Source organism: Armatimonadota bacterium, from assembly GCA_031432545.1.
In the GTDB taxonomy this organism is placed as follows: domain Bacteria; phylum Sysuimicrobiota; class Sysuimicrobiia; order Sysuimicrobiales; family Sysuimicrobiaceae; genus Caldifonticola; species Caldifonticola tengchongensis.
The window spans coordinates 1-17,392 of record JAVKGX010000001.1 but is presented as its reverse complement, the minus strand read 5'-3'; the positions used below and the strand labels follow the sequence as shown (position 1 = coordinate 17,392).

The 17,392-nt window shown below is 69.9% G+C and carries 18 protein-coding genes; 10 read left to right on the top strand and 8 right to left on the bottom strand.

What is annotated here, in order from left to right; all coding sequences use genetic code 11:
- Positions 1 to 73 precede the first annotated feature (73 nt).
- Both QN163_00090 and QN163_00085 read right to left on the bottom strand, forming a co-directional pair.
- Positions 74 to 1,279, bottom strand: a complete 1,206-nt coding sequence (locus QN163_00090; GenBank protein MDR5682417.1) for a hypothetical protein — start codon at positions 1,277 to 1,279, stop codon at positions 74 to 76.
- 43 nt (positions 1,280 to 1,322) lie between these two features.
- Positions 1,323 to 3,776 carry an ATP-binding protein gene (locus tag QN163_00085; protein MDR5682416.1) on the bottom strand — a complete coding sequence of 818 codons (2,454 nt, stop codon included), beginning with the start codon at positions 3,774 to 3,776 and terminating at the stop codon, positions 1,323 to 1,325.
- A gap of 126 nt (positions 3,777 to 3,902) precedes the next feature.
- Between QN163_00085 and QN163_00080 the strand changes: the two genes are divergently transcribed.
- Genes QN163_00080 through QN163_00070 form a run of 3 tightly spaced genes read left to right on the top strand, consistent with a single transcriptional unit; the run spans position 3,903 to position 5,238 of the window.
- The gene (locus QN163_00080; protein ID MDR5682415.1) at positions 3,903 to 4,190 is read left to right on the top strand and encodes a hypothetical protein; all 288 of its coding nucleotides are present in this window, start codon (positions 3,903 to 3,905) and stop codon (positions 4,188 to 4,190) included.
- Complete coding sequence (locus QN163_00075; protein ID MDR5682414.1) at positions 4,100 to 4,471, top strand: GNAT family protein; 372 nt, start codon at positions 4,100 to 4,102, stop codon at positions 4,469 to 4,471. Before QN163_00080 ends, QN163_00075 begins: the two co-directional genes overlap by 91 nt.
- On the top strand, positions 4,468 to 5,238 hold the full coding sequence (locus QN163_00070) for a hypothetical protein (GenBank protein ID MDR5682413.1): 771 nt from the start codon (positions 4,468 to 4,470) through the stop codon (positions 5,236 to 5,238). Before QN163_00075 ends, QN163_00070 begins: the two co-directional genes overlap by 4 nt.
- 30 nt (positions 5,239 to 5,268) lie before the next feature.
- On the opposite strand, the gene QN163_00065 is transcribed toward QN163_00070, so the two are convergent.
- Positions 5,269 to 5,865, bottom strand: coding sequence for a nucleoside-diphosphate kinase (locus QN163_00065; protein ID MDR5682412.1), 597 nt, complete (start codon positions 5,863 to 5,865; stop codon positions 5,269 to 5,271).
- A gap of 113 nt (positions 5,866 to 5,978) precedes the next feature.
- Here QN163_00065 and QN163_00060 point away from each other — a divergent pair, with 113 nt between their 5' ends.
- The gene (locus tag QN163_00060) at positions 5,979 to 7,178 is read left to right on the top strand and encodes a sialidase family protein (GenBank protein ID MDR5682411.1); all 1,200 of its coding nucleotides are present in this window, start codon (positions 5,979 to 5,981) and stop codon (positions 7,176 to 7,178) included.
- Here the strand turns inward: QN163_00060 and nth are convergent.
- Complete coding sequence (gene nth, locus QN163_00055) at positions 7,168 to 7,974, bottom strand: endonuclease III (protein MDR5682410.1); 807 nt, start codon at positions 7,972 to 7,974, stop codon at positions 7,168 to 7,170. The genes QN163_00060 and nth overlap by 11 nt on opposite strands.
- Before the next feature lie 209 nt (positions 7,975 to 8,183).
- On the opposite strand from nth, the gene QN163_00050 reads away from it, so the two are divergent.
- On the top strand, positions 8,184 to 8,999 hold the full coding sequence (locus QN163_00050) for a carbon-nitrogen hydrolase family protein (protein MDR5682409.1): 816 nt from the start codon (positions 8,184 to 8,186) through the stop codon (positions 8,997 to 8,999).
- A 19-nt stretch (positions 9,000 to 9,018) separates the two neighbouring features.
- Positions 9,019 to 10,107: a Xaa-Pro peptidase family protein gene (locus QN163_00045; GenBank protein MDR5682408.1), complete on the top strand. Its 1,089-nt coding sequence runs from the start codon at positions 9,019 to 9,021 to the stop codon at positions 10,105 to 10,107.
- Here QN163_00045 and QN163_00040 read toward each other — a convergent pair.
- Entirely contained in the window at positions 10,104 to 10,991 is an 888-nt protein-coding gene (locus QN163_00040) for an EamA family transporter (protein MDR5682407.1), read from the bottom strand. The genes QN163_00045 and QN163_00040 overlap by 4 nt on opposite strands.
- 397 nt (positions 10,992 to 11,388) lie before the next feature.
- Here QN163_00040 and QN163_00035 point away from each other — a divergent pair, with 397 nt between their 5' ends.
- Together QN163_00035 and QN163_00030 are read left to right on the top strand one after the other, a co-directional pair.
- Positions 11,389 to 11,964 carry an ECF transporter S component gene (locus QN163_00035; protein ID MDR5682406.1) on the top strand — a complete coding sequence of 192 codons (576 nt, stop codon included), beginning with the start codon at positions 11,389 to 11,391 and terminating at the stop codon, positions 11,962 to 11,964.
- Between the two features lie 99 nt (positions 11,965 to 12,063).
- Positions 12,064 to 12,663: a hypothetical protein gene (locus QN163_00030; protein MDR5682405.1), complete on the top strand. Its 600-nt coding sequence runs from the start codon at positions 12,064 to 12,066 to the stop codon at positions 12,661 to 12,663.
- A 19-nt stretch (positions 12,664 to 12,682) separates the two neighbouring features.
- Here the strand turns inward: QN163_00030 and QN163_00025 are convergent, their stop codons facing one another.
- Positions 12,683 to 13,492, bottom strand: a complete 810-nt coding sequence (locus QN163_00025) for an inositol monophosphatase family protein (protein MDR5682404.1) — start codon at positions 13,490 to 13,492, stop codon at positions 12,683 to 12,685.
- Positions 13,493 to 13,669: 177 nt separating this feature from the next.
- Positions 13,670 to 14,836: a hypothetical protein gene (locus QN163_00020; protein MDR5682403.1), complete on the bottom strand. Its 1,167-nt coding sequence runs from the start codon at positions 14,834 to 14,836 to the stop codon at positions 13,670 to 13,672.
- A gap of 158 nt (positions 14,837 to 14,994) precedes the next feature.
- On the opposite strand from QN163_00020, the gene QN163_00015 reads away from it, so the two are divergent.
- A complete protein-coding gene (locus tag QN163_00015) occupies positions 14,995 to 15,477 on the top strand; it encodes a GNAT family N-acetyltransferase (GenBank protein MDR5682402.1) in 483 nt (160 codons plus the stop codon).
- Between the two features lie 27 nt (positions 15,478 to 15,504).
- On the opposite strand, the gene QN163_00010 is transcribed toward QN163_00015, so the two are convergent.
- A complete protein-coding gene (locus tag QN163_00010) occupies positions 15,505 to 16,740 on the bottom strand; it encodes a citrate/2-methylcitrate synthase (protein MDR5682401.1) in 1,236 nt (411 codons plus the stop codon).
- Positions 16,741 to 16,800: 60 nt separating this feature from the next.
- Between QN163_00010 and QN163_00005 the strand changes: the two genes are divergently transcribed.
- A partial coding sequence (locus tag QN163_00005; protein MDR5682400.1) for a DUF1028 domain-containing protein occupies positions 16,801 to 17,392 on the top strand: 592 nt, incomplete at its 3' end.

Sequence of the window (17,392 nt, the reverse complement as noted above, 5' to 3'; positions counted from 1 at the left end):
ATTCGCGCCGCCCATGGGTGTCGCCCTGCTTGGGGTAGTACATCTGAGCAACGTAAAGGAGCCGTGAACGGTCCTACCAGCCCAGCACACGGATCCAGTACGCGCCCAGGGCGTTGCTCGCCACGCTCAAACCCAGCAACGCCCAGTCCAGGCCCGTGGGCGCCGGGCGCAGGCACAGCGCCAGGAGCACCACAGCGAGCGGCATCCAGTCGAGGCTGTAACGGTAACCCCACTGCACCCACCCCGTCGAGAACCAGAATAGCGAAGGCAGCATCACGAGCGCGATGGCCGCCACGAGGATCCGATGGCAGGAGCGGTAGGGGGTGAGCGGGGCGAACACGCGCACGAGGGCGGGTGTGGTGAGAAAGACCGAAAGCCCCTCGGCAGAGGGGCGCAAGAACGGCGCACTGCCGATCACCTCGAACCCGCGCAGCCACATGGTGTGCAGGTTGCGCCCCAGGTGGGCGACGCTGAGGATGCCCTGCCGGAGGGGTTCGGTGAAGTGGGCGGCGTGGGTGTGCATCGAGATCCCTGTCTCCAGCGGGTCGCCGAACCGCGCAGCATTGTAGAGGAAGAACAAGATCAGGCCGGCGAGGTTAGCCGCCGCGAACCACCACACGCGATCGTCTCCCAGCCGCCGCAACCTCCACGCAGCCGCCGGGAGCGCGAGGAGGACCGGCACGCGCGACAGCCATGCGAGCGCGAACCACACCCCCGCCAGCCAGCCCCGGCCCCGGCCTTCGATCTCCAGCCACGCCAGCAGCACGAAGAAGACGGCGCAGACATGAGCGAAGAACCACGTGGTTCCGATCGTCGCGGCCGACCAGTGCACGGTTCCGAAGCCCAACAGCACTGCTCCGAACAGCGCCACCGGTGCGGGGAAACCCAGGCGCACGAGCAGCGCCCACATCAGCGCGACGTTGACCGCGCCCAGCAGCTGGGCCACCCGTGTTTGGTCGGTCGCCTCTGCCCACAACGCGACGGCCGGCATCAAGACCAGTGCCGGGGCCGGTGGAAAGGGCAGATAGACCCTGCCCTCAAACGGCGACAGGTCCTGGTAGAAGTCGGGGACGCCTCGGACGTCCAGCCGGCCCTGGCCGAAGGCGACGGCCTGGTACACGTAGTGCTTGTACCAGCCCGGCGGACGCGGATTCGATCCGATGTGGACGGCGGCGGCGACGGCGAACAGGAGCAGAGGGATCCCGACGTTGCGCAGCCGGGGCGCCCCGGCCGAGGAGCCCTGCGCCGCAGGGGTCCGAAGCGAACTGCCTTCCGCCACCCGATGTCCCTACCGGAGTCCGTGGTGCTCAGCCGCAGGCGTCCTACCCGCTGCCCTCCGCGTTGGGCTCGCGTTCCGACGGCTCGCGTTCCTGCTCCCTCGACGGACGCATCCTGCGCATGCGCTCGGCGAACTCGTCCAGCCGGGCGAGGACGCGCTGGTGCACGGTCCCCTCCGGGTAGCTCCCGTCCGGCCGGATGTCGCCCGCCGGGACACCGGTGAGGATCTCGATCCCTTCGTCGATCGTCCACACGGCCCAGATGTGGAACTGCCCTTCCCGCACGGCCTCGACGACCTCTTCCCGAAGCATCAGGTTCTGCGCGTTGCTGTGCGGGATGAGCACGCCCTGACGGCCGGTCAGGCCCTTCACCTTGCAGACCGCATAGAACCCCTCGATCTTCTCGTTGACGCCGCCGATCGGCTGGATCTCGCCCCGCTGGTTCACCGATCCCGTGACGGCGATCCCCTGCGCGATCGGCAGGTCCGCGAGGACGCTGAGCAGGGCGTACAGCTCCGCCGACGATGCGGAGTCGCCTTCAACCTCCTCGTAGGTCTGCTCGAAGGTCAGGGTGGCCGACAGGCTCAGGGGTCGGTGCAGCGCGTACTTGCCCCCCAGGTAGCCACTGAGGATCAGCACACCCTTGCTGTGGATCGGCCCCGACAAGTTGATCTCGCGCTCGATGTTCACGACGCCGCGCGCACCCACGAACGCGCGGGCGGTGATCCGGTTCGGGCGACCGAAGGCGTAGTCTCCAACCTGCCACACCGAGATCCCGTTGATCTGTCCGACGGTCGCACCGTCGGTGTCGACGAACAGCTGGCCGCGCCGGATGGCGTCTTGGATCTTCTCCTCCAACTGCCTGCTGCGGTAGACCTTCTCTTCGAGGGCGCGCTGCACGTGGGCCGCGGAGACCGCGGGCGCGCCGTCGCGCTCGGCCCAGGCTGCCGCCTCGACGAGAAGCTGCTTGATCTCCGCGAAGCGCGTGGACAGCTTTTCCTGGGACCCGGCCAGCCGGGCGCTGTACTCGAGGATCCGGGCGACGCCGGTGCGGTCGCACGGTCTCAGACCGTCTTCGGTGCACGCGACCCCCAACACCGCCGCCAGGCGCTGCATGTTCTCCTCGGTGCGGGGCATCTCGGTGTCGAACTCCGCCTTCACCCGGAACATCTTGCGGAAGTCGTCGTCTAGCCGGTGCAGGGGATAGTACAGCTCCGGCGGTCCGATCAGGACGACCTTGACCCGCAGCGGAATCGGTTGGGGTCGCAGGGTCGCCGTGGGGATGAGCCCGTACACCTCCGACAGGTTCTCGATGCGTACATCACCGCTTCGCAGCGCTCGTTTGAGGGCATCGTAGGACGCCGGCTGCAACAGCAGGTCCCGCGCGTTGAGGATCAGATACCCGCCGTTGGCGCGGTGCAGCGCGCCCGGCCTGATCATCCGGAAGTCGGTGACCATCGCGCCCAGCTCGCCGCGGTACTCGACCTTCCCGAACAGGTTGTAGTAGGAAGGGTTCCTCTCGAAGACGACTGGGGCACCGGTCACGTCGCTGTTGTCCACGAGCAGATTGACCTCGTACCGCTCGAGCACGCTGCGCCGCGGCAACGGGATGGGCAGTGGGAGCTGCGGCGGCTGCTCGTCTTCGCGGAAGGCGTCGCTGTTCTCGACGACGTCTTCCTGCATCGCATCCAGGTGGGCGACGACATCCGGGTGGTCTCGGTAGCGGTCGCGCAGCCGCTGGATCGGGTCGCGGATCGCGGCGAGCACCGCGTTGCGCTCCAGCGTCGCGACCGCCTCCCGTGCCTGCCGCTCGATCGCGCGCACCCGGCGGACCGACTCCGCGATCTCTTCCTGCACCTCGCGGTTGGCCTGCGCCAGGCGCTCGCGCGCCATGCCGGGCAGCCTGTCGAACTCCTCCTGGCTCATCGGCTGGCCGCCGCTGCCCAGGGGTACGGTGGTGATCCCGACCGGGCCGCGCTGCACCAGGAAGCCCTTCTGCCGGGCGAAGGCGTCCAGCTGCTGCCAGATGCGGTTGGCCTCGGCCTCTAGACCCTCCAGCGTCTGCCGCTTGAGGGCCTCGAACTGCTCGCTGGTCAGCACCTTGCGGATCGCCTGCCGGAGGTCGTCGACCAGCGTGGCGATTGCGGCGACGAACCGCCGCCCCTCCCCAGGAGGCAGACGCAACGCGACCGGTTCGCCCGGAGACCGGAAGTTGTAGACGTAGCACCAGTCCGGCGGCGTCGGGTCGCGGGCGGCCACCTCGCGTACCTTCGCCTCGGTGTACGTGGTCCGGCCCGTTCCAGCGGGGCCCACGACGAAGACGTGGAACTGCGGCTGGCGAATCGACAGTCCGAAGTCCAGCGCCCGCACCGCGCGGTCTTGGCCCACCAACGACCGCTCCGGCGGCAGATCGGCCGTGGTCCCAAAGCGCAGGTACTCCGGTCGGCACACCCACCGCAGCCGGTCGGCTGCAACGCGCAGATCCTCGCCTTTTGTCATCGCACGCTCCCATTTGAGGGTCGGCCGGTCCGAAGATCCTCGCCACCCCGATCGCCGAGCAGAGCCTCGCTCTGGTAAACTTCGCAGAAGCCTGGTCGAAATCCCGTCGCCGGGGAGGGGATGCCCGTGGGCGCGTTGGGCCTGCGCGGAGAGCGGATCCGGTTGGTGCCCCCAGATCGGCATGACCATCTGGACAACGCGTGGCGCTGGATGAACGATCCCGACGTCACCTCGACCCTGCTTCGGTGCTTCGGGGTCACGCGCGGGCAGGAAGCCGAGTGGTTCGACCGGATCGAGAAGGACTTCGGCCGCGAGGCGTTCGTCTGGGCGATCCTCACCGAGACCGGCACATCGGGTTTACGGGCCTGCACGAGATCGACTGGCAGGATCGGTGCACGGTCGGCGGGACGATGATCGGCGAGCGCGAAGTGTGGGGCAAGGGCTACGGTACGGACGCGATCCGCACGCGCAACCGGTTCGCGTTCGAGCAGGTGGGGTTGCACCGCATCGAGGGGAGGACGTTCGAGTTCAACCGTGCGATGCAGCGCGTGTACGAGAAGTGCGAATACCACCGTGAGGGCGTGCAGCGAAAGCGCCTGTGGCGCAACGGGCGCTGGTGGGACATGATCCTGTACGCCATCCTGGACGAAGAGCATCCCCAAACAGCGGGGGGCAGGATGGGACAGCGAGGATGAGCTACTACGCGTGTGTGGGATTCGCCGTCGCCGACGCGGCCGAAGTCCACGCCCTGGCTTCCCACGCCGCCTCCCAGGGCGAGTCCGTTCCGTCCGGGACCGGGGTCACCCTCCGACGGTGGCGGGCCGGGGCGGACGTGGAACTGTGGGCGGAGGTCGGGCCGCGGGGCGAGGTGCTCGGCGTCCTGCCTTTCTACGACGGGGGTGCGCAGCGGCGCGTCGCGATCACCGCGTGGGGCGCCGACCCTGACCACCCCGAGGAGGGGTGGATCGAGGGCTGGATCGACCCCACGGATCCCGGCGAACCTTACTCTGGGGCGTTCCCGCTGGTCTGCGATTTGGTGGACTTCCTGGCTGCCTCGCCGCGGTTCGGCGACCTGCCCCGCACCCTGGAGGCCAGAATCGTCGGGTTCCTCCACGAGGCCAGTGTGTACGAAGACGAGTTGGCCCTGGCGGTGCAGTCCTGCGAGACGGGGTTCCGCCTGCCTCCCTATGCGTTCGCGAGCACCGCGCATACGGCTCTGGACGACGCCGACCGGGGCGACCGTCCGGAGGCGACGGCGATGCTCAGCGGCAGACTGCTGCGCGTCGACCGCCTGCGCAACCCCGCGACCGGCTTGCCGTTTTGGGCCCTTCGCGTGGACACTCAGAAGGCGGCCGTCGACTTGGTCGCGCCCGCCGAGATGCTGCTCGATCCGCAGCCAGGTCAGCTGCTGCAGGGCGGCGTCTGGATGCTGGCCCGCATCCCCGCGTTCGATCCGGCGTAGTGGGCGCACCGTCACGCGGGGCGAGTTCCGTCAGCTCCCGAACATCGCGCCTTCGTCGGCGCGGCGGTACGACCAGATCTCGTCTACACCGAACCACAGTTCGATCTCGAATCGCGCCTCCTCAAGGGTACCGGAGGCGTGAACCAGGTTGCGGACCGGGCGGCCCTCCAGGTTGGCCAGAGTCGGTGAGTCTACCGCGAAGTCGCCGCGTACGGTCCCGGGTTCAGCGAAGACCGGCAGCGTCGCGCCCACCAGCTTTCGCACGACGCTCACCGCGTGGACCCCCTCGACGACCGCGGCCACCACGGGCGCGGAACTCATGAAGTCCACCAGCCATCCGCGCACGCGCGCGCCGACCTCCCGCAGGTCGTCGGTGCCCATGCGCTCGCGGAGGTCGAGCCCGTAAGCGTCGAACGCCTCCTTCGTCTTTCCGCCGATCGTGCGTAGGAAGCCGTCGTCGTCGGGGTAGTGCCGCTCGAGCAGGTCGCGCGAAGCGGTGAGCATCTTCAGCCCGACGATCTTCAACCCGGACCGCTCCAGGCGGCCCAGGATCTCACCTACCAGTCCGCGCTGGACGCCGTCGGGTTTGACCACTACCAGCGTCCGCTCCGTCCTCGGGTTGTGCATGCGACCGACCTCCCAAACCAACGGCGCGGGATCCGCGGTCGCCGCAAAAGCGCCGGCGGTCGTCCCGCTCGATTCTACAGGAGCCCGACCACCGGATGTGGTATCCGAGGGGTGTGCGGCCAATCTGCCTCGCCCTCGCCGTTGTCCTGCTCGGCGGCAAGGTCACCATTTCCGCGCCGGAGGCGTCGGGCCGGATCTTGGGCGCGTCGCAGGACGCGACCGCTGCCAACAACCAGCGCAAGATCGCGCAGACCAGCGAGGGTTTGTATCTGGCCTACGTAGCCCCAGAAGACGGCGTCGATCAGGTATTCGTCGCGCGCTCCACCGATGGAGGCCGCCGCTGGATCCGGGAGGCGCGCCTGAGCCGCCGCGGGATTCGGGCCTCGCTGCCCGCGGTCGCGGCCGACCGCGCCGGCCGGGTGCACGCGGTGTGGGTCGACTACGAGACCGTCGGTCACGTCTGGTACGCGGTGCGAGGTGCGGGTGGGTGGTCGGGCCACACGAAGCTGTCTTTGGGTCCGGACTACGCCGGTTTCCCCGCGGTCGCGGCGGCGTCCGACGGGGTGCACGTGGTCTGGTACGGCGTGCGCCCAGGCGAGACGACGCGGCACGGAGCCATCTATGAGATCCTGCACACCCGCAGCGTGCCCGGCGGGTGGAGCCGCCCGGCGCTGCTGTCGGCAGGGTTTCCGGACTCGCTCAACCCCGCGCTCGAAGCCGCAGGGGGAGTCTTACAGGCCGCCTGGTACCAGTTCGACGGGCAACGCTATCGAGTGCACCACGCGACGTGGCGCGAGGGCCGTTGGGAATCTCCAGCGCTGGTCTCGCAGCCGGGACACGACGCCTACGGGGTCGCGCTGGCTGTCGAACCCGACGGCACGGCGCACCTGGTGTGGGAACGGCGGGATCGCGCGGGCCCGTTCGTTACCTACGCGCGCCTGTCACTCGGGGCGCTCGTCGCCGAGGAAACGGTGTCCGCCGAGGCCGGGGAGGCCCCGACCGTCGCGGTGGGTGCGGACAGGACCGTCTACGTCGCCTGGATCTCCAAAGACCGGGTGCTGCTCCGGCGCCGCGAGGGCCGGTGGCGTCCGATCCAATCGCTTGGGCCCGGGGCGCACCCCACGCTGTATGCCGCAAGCGAAGTCTGGCTGGCCTGGACCCGGGCTGCGGGCGGGACCTCTGAGATCGTCGCGGGTCCGGTCTCGCCACCGGCGGACGCACAGCGGCCCCGCAGCGGCCACTGGCTGACCTGGGTGATCTTTGCCGCCTTGGTGGCCCTCTACCTGTTGCTGCGGCGGTCCATCAGGCGTTAGGCGCACGGGCCCGCCTCCGGTCCGGTTTGGCAGCCCCCGACCGGGAGCGTTCCATCCACGGTGGCCTCCCGAGGTACTTCGAGGAAGGGCACAGCTCGCTGAGCGGACAGAATGGGCACTTGGGCTGCTTGGCGGTACAGATTTCCCGTCCGAAGTAAATCAACCGCAGCGCAAACCGGGCCCACTCCCTGCGCGGGATCAGCGCCATCAGGTCCTGCTCGATCTTGACGGGGTCGGTGTGCAGGCTCAACGCCAGCCGCCGGCTCAGGCGCGCGACGTGCGTATCGACGACGATGCCGGTGCCGTCGCGCTCTCGGGGCGCGTGGGGCCAGTCCGGCCATTGCTCGATCGCGGCCGCGGAGAACAGCACGTTGGCCGTCTTCCGCCCCACCCCGGGCAGGCGGGTGAGGTGGTCCATGTCGGGGGGGATTTCGCCGCCGTGGCGCTCCAGCAAGGCGCGCGCGCAAGCCTGCAGGGTGGCGGACTTCTGCTGGTAGAACCCGGTCGGCCGCACGATCGCCCTCAGCTGGGCGATGTCGGCGGCCGCCATCGCTTCCGGTGTCGGGAACCGTTCGAACAGCAGCGGGGTGACCCGGTTGACCATTTCGTCTGTACACTGGGCGGAAAGTATGGTCGCGATCAACAGTTCGAAAGGTGAACGGTGCCGCAGCGGGATCTGTGGATCCGGGTAGCGCCTGCGCAGCAAGGCCACGATCCGGGCGGCCCTGGCGCGCTTGCGCTCGGCCGACTCGCGTGGCGGCCCCGGTGGTGTGTGGAGGGGTCGTCTGGGCGGCACGGCTTCCTCCTGCGGGGGGTCACAGACGAGCGTACCAGTGCCGGCGTCGGGGGGCAAACAGACGTGAAAGGACGCGTCTGAGCACGCTGGAAGGCGGCTGGAGCAGGAAAAGTTCCTGTTCGGTCGCGTAATAGTCTGGGAAGAACGGCTCCAGCAGCCGGGGCTTGGGGTACCGATCATGTGATCGGGGCTGCACCGGAGGTGGGGGAGTGCGGTTTGGCCTCGCGCAGATGCGCTACCGGTGGGGAGAGAGCCGCTCGTGGCAGGAAGGGACGACCGACAACTTGGACAAGGCGGTGGAGTTCATCCGCCGCGGCGGGCGGGAGGGCGCGGCGGTGGTCGCGTTCTCCGAGTACTTCCTGGGGAACACCAAGCCGATGCCGATTCCCTGCCCGGTGACCGATCGCCTGTGCCAGGCCGCCCGGGAGGCCAACGTGTACGTCATCTGTGGGACTACGCGCGAACTCCTGCCCAGACCCAAGGGGGCGCGAAAGCCCCCCAAGCCGCGCCTCTGCTCGTTCGTCATCGCGCCCAACGGCAAGATCACGAGCAAGCACTACAAGCAGGTGTTCTACCCCACCGAGCGTGGCCACTACGATCCCGGACCCAACCGACCAGCCCTCGTCGCCGGCGTGCGGGTCGGGATCATCGCGGGCTACGAACTTCTGGTTCCCGAGATCGCCCGCCGACTCGCCAACGCGGGCGCCGAGGTACTGCTCGTGCAGATGACCGCGTCCTCCGACATGCCCTACATGCTCGAGACGATGCAGTCCGCGGTTCGCACCCGCACGATGGAGCTGCTGATGCCGGTGTTGGCCGTGGGGCAGTACGGTGAGTTCTACGGCGGTGCCACGCAGCTGGGCGGCAGCATCGCCTACGTGCCGGAGCTGGGGAAGTTCCAGGGGAAGTGGGCTCCCAACGGCGCGCGGCTGGTGACGCGCATGGGCGAGTATGAGAACCTCCTGCCCGTCGACATCCAGCCCGACATCGCGCGCGAGGTCCGCAAGAAGTTCACGTGGACGTGATCGGATCCGACCCAAGTCCATGCGCGCCGACCGCCTCCGCCGCGTCCGTACTGCCATGGCCGCCCAGCGTTGCGACCTGCTGGCCCTGCCCCCCGGAGACGATTTCCTCTACCTGGCGGGTTTTGCGCCGCTGCGTGACGAGCGCGCCTGCGTCCTTCTGGTCGGGGCCGGCGGCGAAGCGCTGCTCGTCCCGCGGGTCAACGCCGCTCAGGTCGAGTCCCGCCTGCCCGTGCGTCTGTTCACCTACAACGACACCCAAGGACCTTTTGCGGCGCTGGAAGCCGCGCTGCGGTCTGTGGGGGATCGGCTGGAAGCGGTTGCGGTGGGCGACGACATGCGCGCGGACCACCTCCTGCTCATGCAGCAGGCCCTGCCCGGCGCGCGCTTCTTGCCCGCCTCGCGGTTGTTGGCCCCCATGCGTATGCGCAAGGACCCCGCAGAGATCGAAGCCCTCCGGCGGGCCGCGGCCACCGCGGACGCCGGCGTCCTGGCCGCGGCGGAGGCCTGCCGTCCGGGCACGAGCGAGCGCGAGGTGGCGGCCGCCGCCGCCGGTGCGATCAGGGGTGCCGGAGCGGACGCCGTGGGGTTCGCCATCGTCGCGTCGGGGCCCAACAGCGCCTTCCCGCACCACGAGCCGACCAACCGAAGGCTGCGCGTCGGCGAGGCGGTCCTGCTCGACGTCGGCGGTCGGCGGGACGGCTACTGCTCGGACATCACGCGCATGGTGTTCTTGGGAGAGCCGACGCCCAAGTACCGGGAGGTGCACGCCCTCGTCGAGGAGGCGGTGCGGGCGGCGCTGGGTGTGATCCGGCCCGACGTGCCGGTCGCCGAGGTGGACCGGGCCGCCCGCGGGGTGATCGCGCGCGCCGGCTACGGTGAGTTCTTCATCCACCGCACCGGTCACGGCCTCGGGCTGACCGCGCACGAGCCGCCGTCGGTCGTCGATACCGACGCGACGCGGCTCCAGGAGGGGATGGTCTTCTCCGTGGAGCCGGGCATCTATCTGCCGGGCGAGTTCGGGGTCCGTCTGGAGGACATCGTCGTTGTGACACAGCATGGACCCGAGATCCTCAGCCGGCTCCCGCGAGGCCTGCTGCGTTCTGCTTAGCCGAACAGGACCGCCGCCGTCCCGACCAGGCAGACCAAACTCCCGATCACCAGACGCCGGCCGGTGCTCTCGTCGCCGCGCAGCATCCGGCGGCTGAGGAAGATCACGAGCAGCACCTGGAGATTGTACAGCACCGAGGCGTTCGCCACCGTGGTGCGTTGCAGCGCCAGAAACAAAAGCAAGATCGCCGCGGTGTTACCGAGGGCGCTGCCGACCACGTCGGCCCGCCACGCCACGCCGATCACGCTTCCGCGCAGTCGGCGCGTCCCCAGCCAGACGGCCTGGACCGCAAGCGCCGTCGCGGCCCCGATGGACGCTCCGATGAAGGGCTGCGGCGTGATCCCCAGTGCGACGCGGCGTGAGGTGTCGCCGAGCGCGAACGCCGCGGCCGCCGCCACCGCCGCCAGGATGCCCCCTGCGTCGAAGGTGCGTCGTTGGGATCCTCGCTCGGACACGACCGTCCACAGGCCCGCGGTGATCAGCACAGCGCCGGCGATCTGCACGCCGCGGGGCAGTTCCCGCAGCCACCACAGGCCGAGCAGCGCGGCGAACAGGGTATTCGACAGCCGGATGGCGGTCGAGCGCGACGGCCCGATGCGCAGCACGCTGAGGTACGCCAGGTTGCGGCCCAGCAGCGTCCCGCCGATCCCGCCCAGGGCGAACAAAGCCGCCGACTGCCACGTCAGCCGCTGGAACCCTCCGCCCAGGGCCTCCAGGATCGTCAGCACGCCGAAGACGGCGACGTTCGTGACCATGCTCACGAACACGCCGGCCTCGGGCGACACCGGCGGCCTGCCGGGCCCTCCGATCATGAAACGGCGCGACAGTACCGTGCTGAGCGCAAACGCGCCTGCCGCCAGCAGCGCGAAGAGCTCACCCCACACGGTACGGATCGGTTCGCGCGGGCCGGGCTTGCTTCCCGCTTGAAGCAGCTACTACCATGGGATCACAACCAGCGAGCACGACCTTCGGGGCGGGGTGCGGAAGCGGCACGCTTCCAATTCCCCACCGGCGGTAGCCCGGTGCTCACTCCGCTGATGGGCGGAGGTGGGTGCCGGGGAGCCCGCGACCCGCGCACGGTCGGAGGCGCGGTGGACCCGGTGACGCGCAAGCCAGTCCGGGGCCGACGGTACAGTCCGGATGGGAGGAGGTCGGAGGCCGCGTGTTGCGCCGCGCCCTGCGGTGTCGCGTCGCGCCGTCCGGCGAGCCCGAAGGTCGGGACCTTCGGGTTTGTTGTTTGGGGGGCGTGCCGCGCTGGAACAACCGGCAGGGAGGTGCGACATGCGGCTCCGCGAGCTTACGACGCTGGCGATGCTGACCGCGATCGCAGCGTTGCTCATGCAATTCGTGCAGTTCCCCATCATCCCGGGTGCGCCCTATCTGCGTTTCGACCCCAGCGAGGTCCCCACGCTGTTGGCGGGAGTGATGTTCGGCCCGCTGGCGGCGGTTGCGGTCGCCCTGCTGAAGAACGTGGTGCGCATGCTGCTGTTCGGCAGCGCCACCGGCTGGATCGGCCCCGCGGCGAACTTCATCGCCGTCGGGCTGTTTGTCGGCGTCGCTTCGTGGGTGTACTGGCGCCGGCCGACGACCGGGGGGCTCGCCAGGGGTGTCGCGCTCGGGGCGGTGGTGCGGACCGCGGCCATGGTCCCGGTGCTGGTGTTCTTCATCTTGCCGGTGTTCTTCAACTATAGCCCGACCGACTGGGCGGCCATCCAGACGAGGGTGCTGCCGCTGATGGGCGCTGCGTTCGTGCCGTTCAATCTTGTCACCAGCGTCGTCAACGGCGCGCTGACGCTGTGGATGGTCGCCCTGCTGCGCGACCGGATCCCGACCCTCCGGCGGGCCGACACGGCATAGGGCGGTCGGCGCCGGGGGAACCGGCGGGGCCGTGGCGCCGTAACAAGGGCCGAGCGGCTCCGGCGTCTGCGCCGGCAACCTCAGCTCGGGAGGCGACACATGCGGGTCGGCATGCTCATCGCGGTTGCACTGACCCTCTTGCTGGGAACTGTCCCGTCGTCTGCGACGACCCCTGCGGCGCACACCTACCTCGCGAAGCTGGACCGCGCACCGGCGGGTAGCCAGGCTGCCCTCGTCAGGCAGGCCGGCCGTTTCGAGGGCTACGTCTGCAGCCCCGACCCGACCGTCACACGCACCTTCGCCCGATGGTACCGCGGGGCGGTCGATGGATTCGGTGGGTTTCGTGCCGTCCTGCCCGAGGGCATCGACTTCAGCGGCAACGTGGACGGGGCACGGTTCGCCGGCACCGTCCGCAACCGCGCCGGCACGACGTTCGCCTTCATCGGCGCGCGTGTGAGCGCAGGACCCGCGGGACTGTATCGGGGGATGGTGACCTACCGCGGCCATGCGGTCACGGTGGGCGCGATCGTCGGTTCGGACGGCACGTTCTGTGCGGCCGCGCACAGCGGCGCGCGGCTCGCCGCCGAGACGGAGCGCAGCCCGGAACGCCTGGCGCGGGACCGGATTGCCGTCCGCATCGGGCCGGAGCGCACCCGCGCCGTGCTCTCGCTCGTGACGCGCCTGGCGACGTCACCCTAGTCGTTGCCGCAGCGTCGCCCTACCGCACGGGGCCACCGGTGCTGAGCAGGGCCAGCATCTGCCGGTGGAGCTGCCCATTGGTGGCGAGCGGGCTGCGGGTGCCCGCGACGTAGGGTGATCCGTCTATCCCCGTGACGGTCCCGCCCGCCTCGAGCACCATCAGTGCGCCGGCGGCGACGTCCCAGGGGTTGAGGTCCGGCTCCCAGAACGCGTCGAGTCGGCCGGCGGCCACCGAACACAGGTTGATCGCCGCGGATCCCATCTGCCGCACGTCCTCGGTGACCTTGAGCATCGTCACGATCTGGGGCAGGTTGTTACCCGTGATCCCGATGTCGGTCGGGGTGCCTGTGCCGACCAGCGCGTATTGCAGCGAGATGGTCTTGGACACCTGCAGTCGCTCCACCACCTTGCCCCGGACGGCCCACGCCCCCGCGCCGCGCTCGGCGACGAACAGCTCGTCGAGCACAGGGTGGTACACGACACCCACCAAGACCTCGTCGCCCTCGGCGAGCGCCAGCGACACGCCGAACCAGGGGAGCCGGTGCGCGAAGTTCGTTGTACCGTCCAGCGGATCCACGTACCAGCGCCACCGCGCGTCCGATTCGTGCCCGCCACCTTCTTCCGCCACGATCGCGTGGTCGGGGAACGCCTCGCGCAGCAGCGAGACGATGCACGCCTCGGCGGCCTCATCCGCCTCGGTGACGGGGTTGACGCGTCCTTTGTAGCGCACCTCACCGGGCCGCGGCGGTCGGACGAACCGGTCCATCAGGACGTGACCGGCTTCACGGGCCGCGCGTACCGCGACGTCGACCCATGGCGAGAACCGCATGGCAACCCCCGTCAGACCTTTTGGTGGCGTCCGCCGGAAGCTCTCGCCGCCTCGCGCCCCGGTTCCGGACCCACCAGGCGCCGAGAGGGCGGACCGCAGATCACGTCCATGATGTCATCCCGCCACGCGTACCTGGAACCGACCGCGCCGCAGGCCCCCTTCGGCGGCCCCATCTTCTCACGAGGAGGTGGGTTCGGTGGCCTGCGCGGTCGCCGCCCCGAACGCGGCCAAACCCATCGCGCCGAACCCCACCAACGCCGCGACAACCCGGATCAGCCAGCCGACGTACGGTATGGTGGACAAGACCACGAGGGCGAGGGTGCCGAGCGCGACCGCCCCATAGGGCGATGCGACGGTACCTTCCCGGCGTACCCTCCGCAGCAAGGCGCCGCCCAGCCAGCCGGCGAAGAACGCCTGGCCCACGTACAGGGCAGCGAAGTAGGCCAACATGCCCAGCACCGACAGCGGGATGCCGATCACCGTAAACAGCAGCAGGATCGCGGACGGCGGAGCGCCGACGAGCAGCGCGAACCCCAACAGTAGGCTCCACCCGAACCGCCTGCCCACTTCTCCGCAGATACGCGCAGCCGCACGGGGCGCCAGGGAGAAGGCCACCAGCCCCGTGACCAGCAGCCACAGCCCTTCCAGCAGCCGCAACAGCGGGACCGCCGCGCGTGGGACCGGCAGCGGACGCGAGCGGGCCCGTGCGCCCGCAAGGCGCTCGATCCCACCGGCGACCCGTGCTCCCGGGTGCAGCTCCGGGGGCGCGTCGGACCTGTACAGCAGCCTGCCGCCGATCCGCGCCGTGGGCAGGAGCACGATGCGGTCGGCTTCGACGTGTGCGTCCGCGCCGACCGATCCGGCAATCGTCACCGTGCCGGCAGCAGCCCACAGGTTGCGGCTGACCTCCCCCAGGACCCAGACGTTCCCACCACTCACCGCGACGTCGCGTCCGACGCCTGCCGTGGTCTCGACCGTCACCGCACTGCCGGCCGCCACGACATCCCCGCCGACCTGTGCGCCGACGGACACCCCGACCGCGGCGGCGCGCACCGTGCGCCCGACGGTGGTGGGCCCCACCCGCACGCTTCCACCTGCGGCGAGTACGCCCCCGCTCACCGGACCGTCCACGTATACGCTGCCGCCGGCTGCAGCGACGTCTCCGTCGACGGTAGCCCGGATCGAGACCCTGCCGCCGGCGGCGTACAGGTCGTCCTGGATCGACCCGGTGACCACCACCGTCTGGCCGGCCCGCGGCGTCAGCGCCAGCGCCGGCGAGGATGCTGCCGCAGCCACGAGGAGGACGACTCCCGCCCAGCCCACCCGAGTCACCCGACGTCGCATCCTGCTCCCTCCACTCGGAGTGCTCCGGCCAACCGCGCCGTGTCGCGGCGGCCCGTACCCGATGTGCCTGGGGGCAGATTCGCCGCAGATCCCGCCGCGCACCGGGGGCGTTCTGCGGTCCCGGAGGGATCTGTCCACTGCACGGGCAATCAGCACATATGGCCGATCCCGCCGGTGTGCGTGTTCGCGACGCCGACCGTGCTGACCTTGCGAGGATCGTCGACGCCTGGGGCGAGCTGGCTCGGCTGCACGAGCGGACCCACCCAGCCTTCGCCCTCAGCCAGACATGGCGGCGTGCCTACGAGGAGTACCTCGCCGCGTTGCTGGGACGGGAGGACACCCTGGTGGTGGTGGCCGAGTCCGGAGGGCAGCTGGCGGGCGTGGCGATCGGGCGGATCACGACGCTCCCGCCGTTCTTCAGGCACCGGCGGCGAGGCTTCATCCAGGACGTCTACACGCGGGAGGGCTACCGCCGGCGGGGGGTCGGCCGCCGGATGATCGAGCGCATCGAGCAGTGGCTTCGCGATCGCGGCATACGTCGCGCCGAACTCACGGTTGCGGTTCCCAACCGGGAGGCCGAGGCATTCTGGGAACGGATGGGCTACCGGACGTACATGGTGCACCGGACCAAGGAACTGTAGGGAAAGCCGACGGCGGCGCGCCGAAGGTCAGCGCTCGTCGATCGGGATGTACGTCGCTTCCTTGGGTCCGGTGTACTCCGACTGCGGGCGGAAGAGCCGGTTGTCTTCCTGCTGCTCGATGACGTGCGCGGTCCAGCCGGCCACGCGGCTGCAGGCGAACAGCGGCGTCATCAGGTCACCGGGGATGCCGATGTTGTACAGCAGCGAGGCCGAGTAGAAGTCCACGTTGGGATAGATCTCCTTGTCGCCGCGCAGCTGCGCCACCAGTTCGTCCACGCGCTCGGACATCTCCACCCAGACTCCCCCGCCGGTCTTCTCGGCGACCTGGCGCGAGAGCACGCGGAGAATCTTCGCGCGCGGGTCTTCGACCTTGTAGATGCGGTGTCCGAATCCGGGCACCTTCTTGTGCTGGTCGAACAGGCCGCGGATGTAGGCGTCGACGTTGTCCACGGAACCGATTCGCAGCAACATCTCCATCGTCCACTGCGCCGCGCCTCCGTGTAGAGGCCCCTTGAGGGCGCCGATCGCGCCCGCGACGGCGGAGACCATGTCCGACAGGGTGCTGGCGATCACGCGCGCGGTGAACGTCGACGCGTTGTAGCCGTGGTCGGCCAGCAGCACGAGGTAGGTGTCGAAGGCCCTGACGTGCAGGGGGTCCGCGGGCTGCCCCTTGAGCATGTACAGGAAATTGGCAGCGTGGTGCAAGCTTGGATCCGGCGCGACCGGGTCTGCGTCGTGGCGCACCCTCTCGAAGGCAGCGACCACGGTACTGACCAGGGCCGTCAGCCTCTTTGCGCGCCGGAGGTTCGCCTCACGTGAGGTGTCCTCCGGATCTTCGTCGTACGCCATCAACGGCGAGAGCACGGTGCGCAGTGCGTCCAGCGGGTGGAGCGACTTTGGTAGTGAGCGGAGCACACCGAGGAGACCCTCGGGAAGCGCGCGCATGCTCGCCAGTTCCGCGGTCAGCGCGCCCAGCTCGGTCCGCGTGGGCAGCCGTCCGTGCCAGAGCAGGTAGCAGACTTCTTCGAACGTCGACTTCTGGGCCAGGTCGTTGATGTCGTAGCCGCGGTAGATAAGCCTCCCCGCGCGGCCGTCGATGAAGCTCAACGCCGTCGTCCCGGCGACGACGCCTTCCAGTCCTCTGGCAACCGCAGACATGCCGGCACCCGCTTGGTCGAAGTCCCGCATCGAGCCGAGCGTCCGGGGAGGCTTGCGCTGGTCGACATCGGCGCGCTGCACTTCGACCATACGGCAGCGGCGCAAACAGTGTCAACACGGCCTCCGCGCAGGAGTTGGCATACCGCGCCGCAAACAGTCTGTTCCATGGTGAGGATGCACACGTTCTCCATCGTCGCGGCCGACCCACAGGCCGCGGAGTGGGGGGTGGCGGTCGCGAGCAAGTTCCTTGCGGTCGGCGCGGTGGTGCCGTGGGCGACGGCGGGTGCGGGAGCCGTCGCGACGCAGGCGTGGGCAAACCTCTCGCACGGTCCGGAGGGGCTGCGCCTGCTCGGCGAAGGGCTGTCCGCGGACGAAGTCGTACGCCGCCTCACCGACGCCGACCAGGGCCGGGACCACCGCCAGCTCGGCGTGGTCGACGCACGGGGTCGGGCCGCGTCGTACACCGGCGGCGCGTGCCTGGCGTGGGCCGGCGGGCGCACCGGCGACCGCTACGCCTGCCAGGGCAACCTGCTGGCGGGCCCGGAGGTGGTATCCGCGATGGCGAAGGCATTCGAAGCCGGTGCGGGCCGACCCCTGCCCGAGCGGCTGCTGGCTGCCCTCGAAGCCGGCCAGCACGCCGGCGGCGACCGCCGGGGCCAGCAGTCTGCAGCCCTGTACGTCGTCAAGGAGGGCGGCTCGTACGGCGGCTACCTGGACCGCTACGTCGATCTGCGTGTGGACGACGACCCGCAGCCGA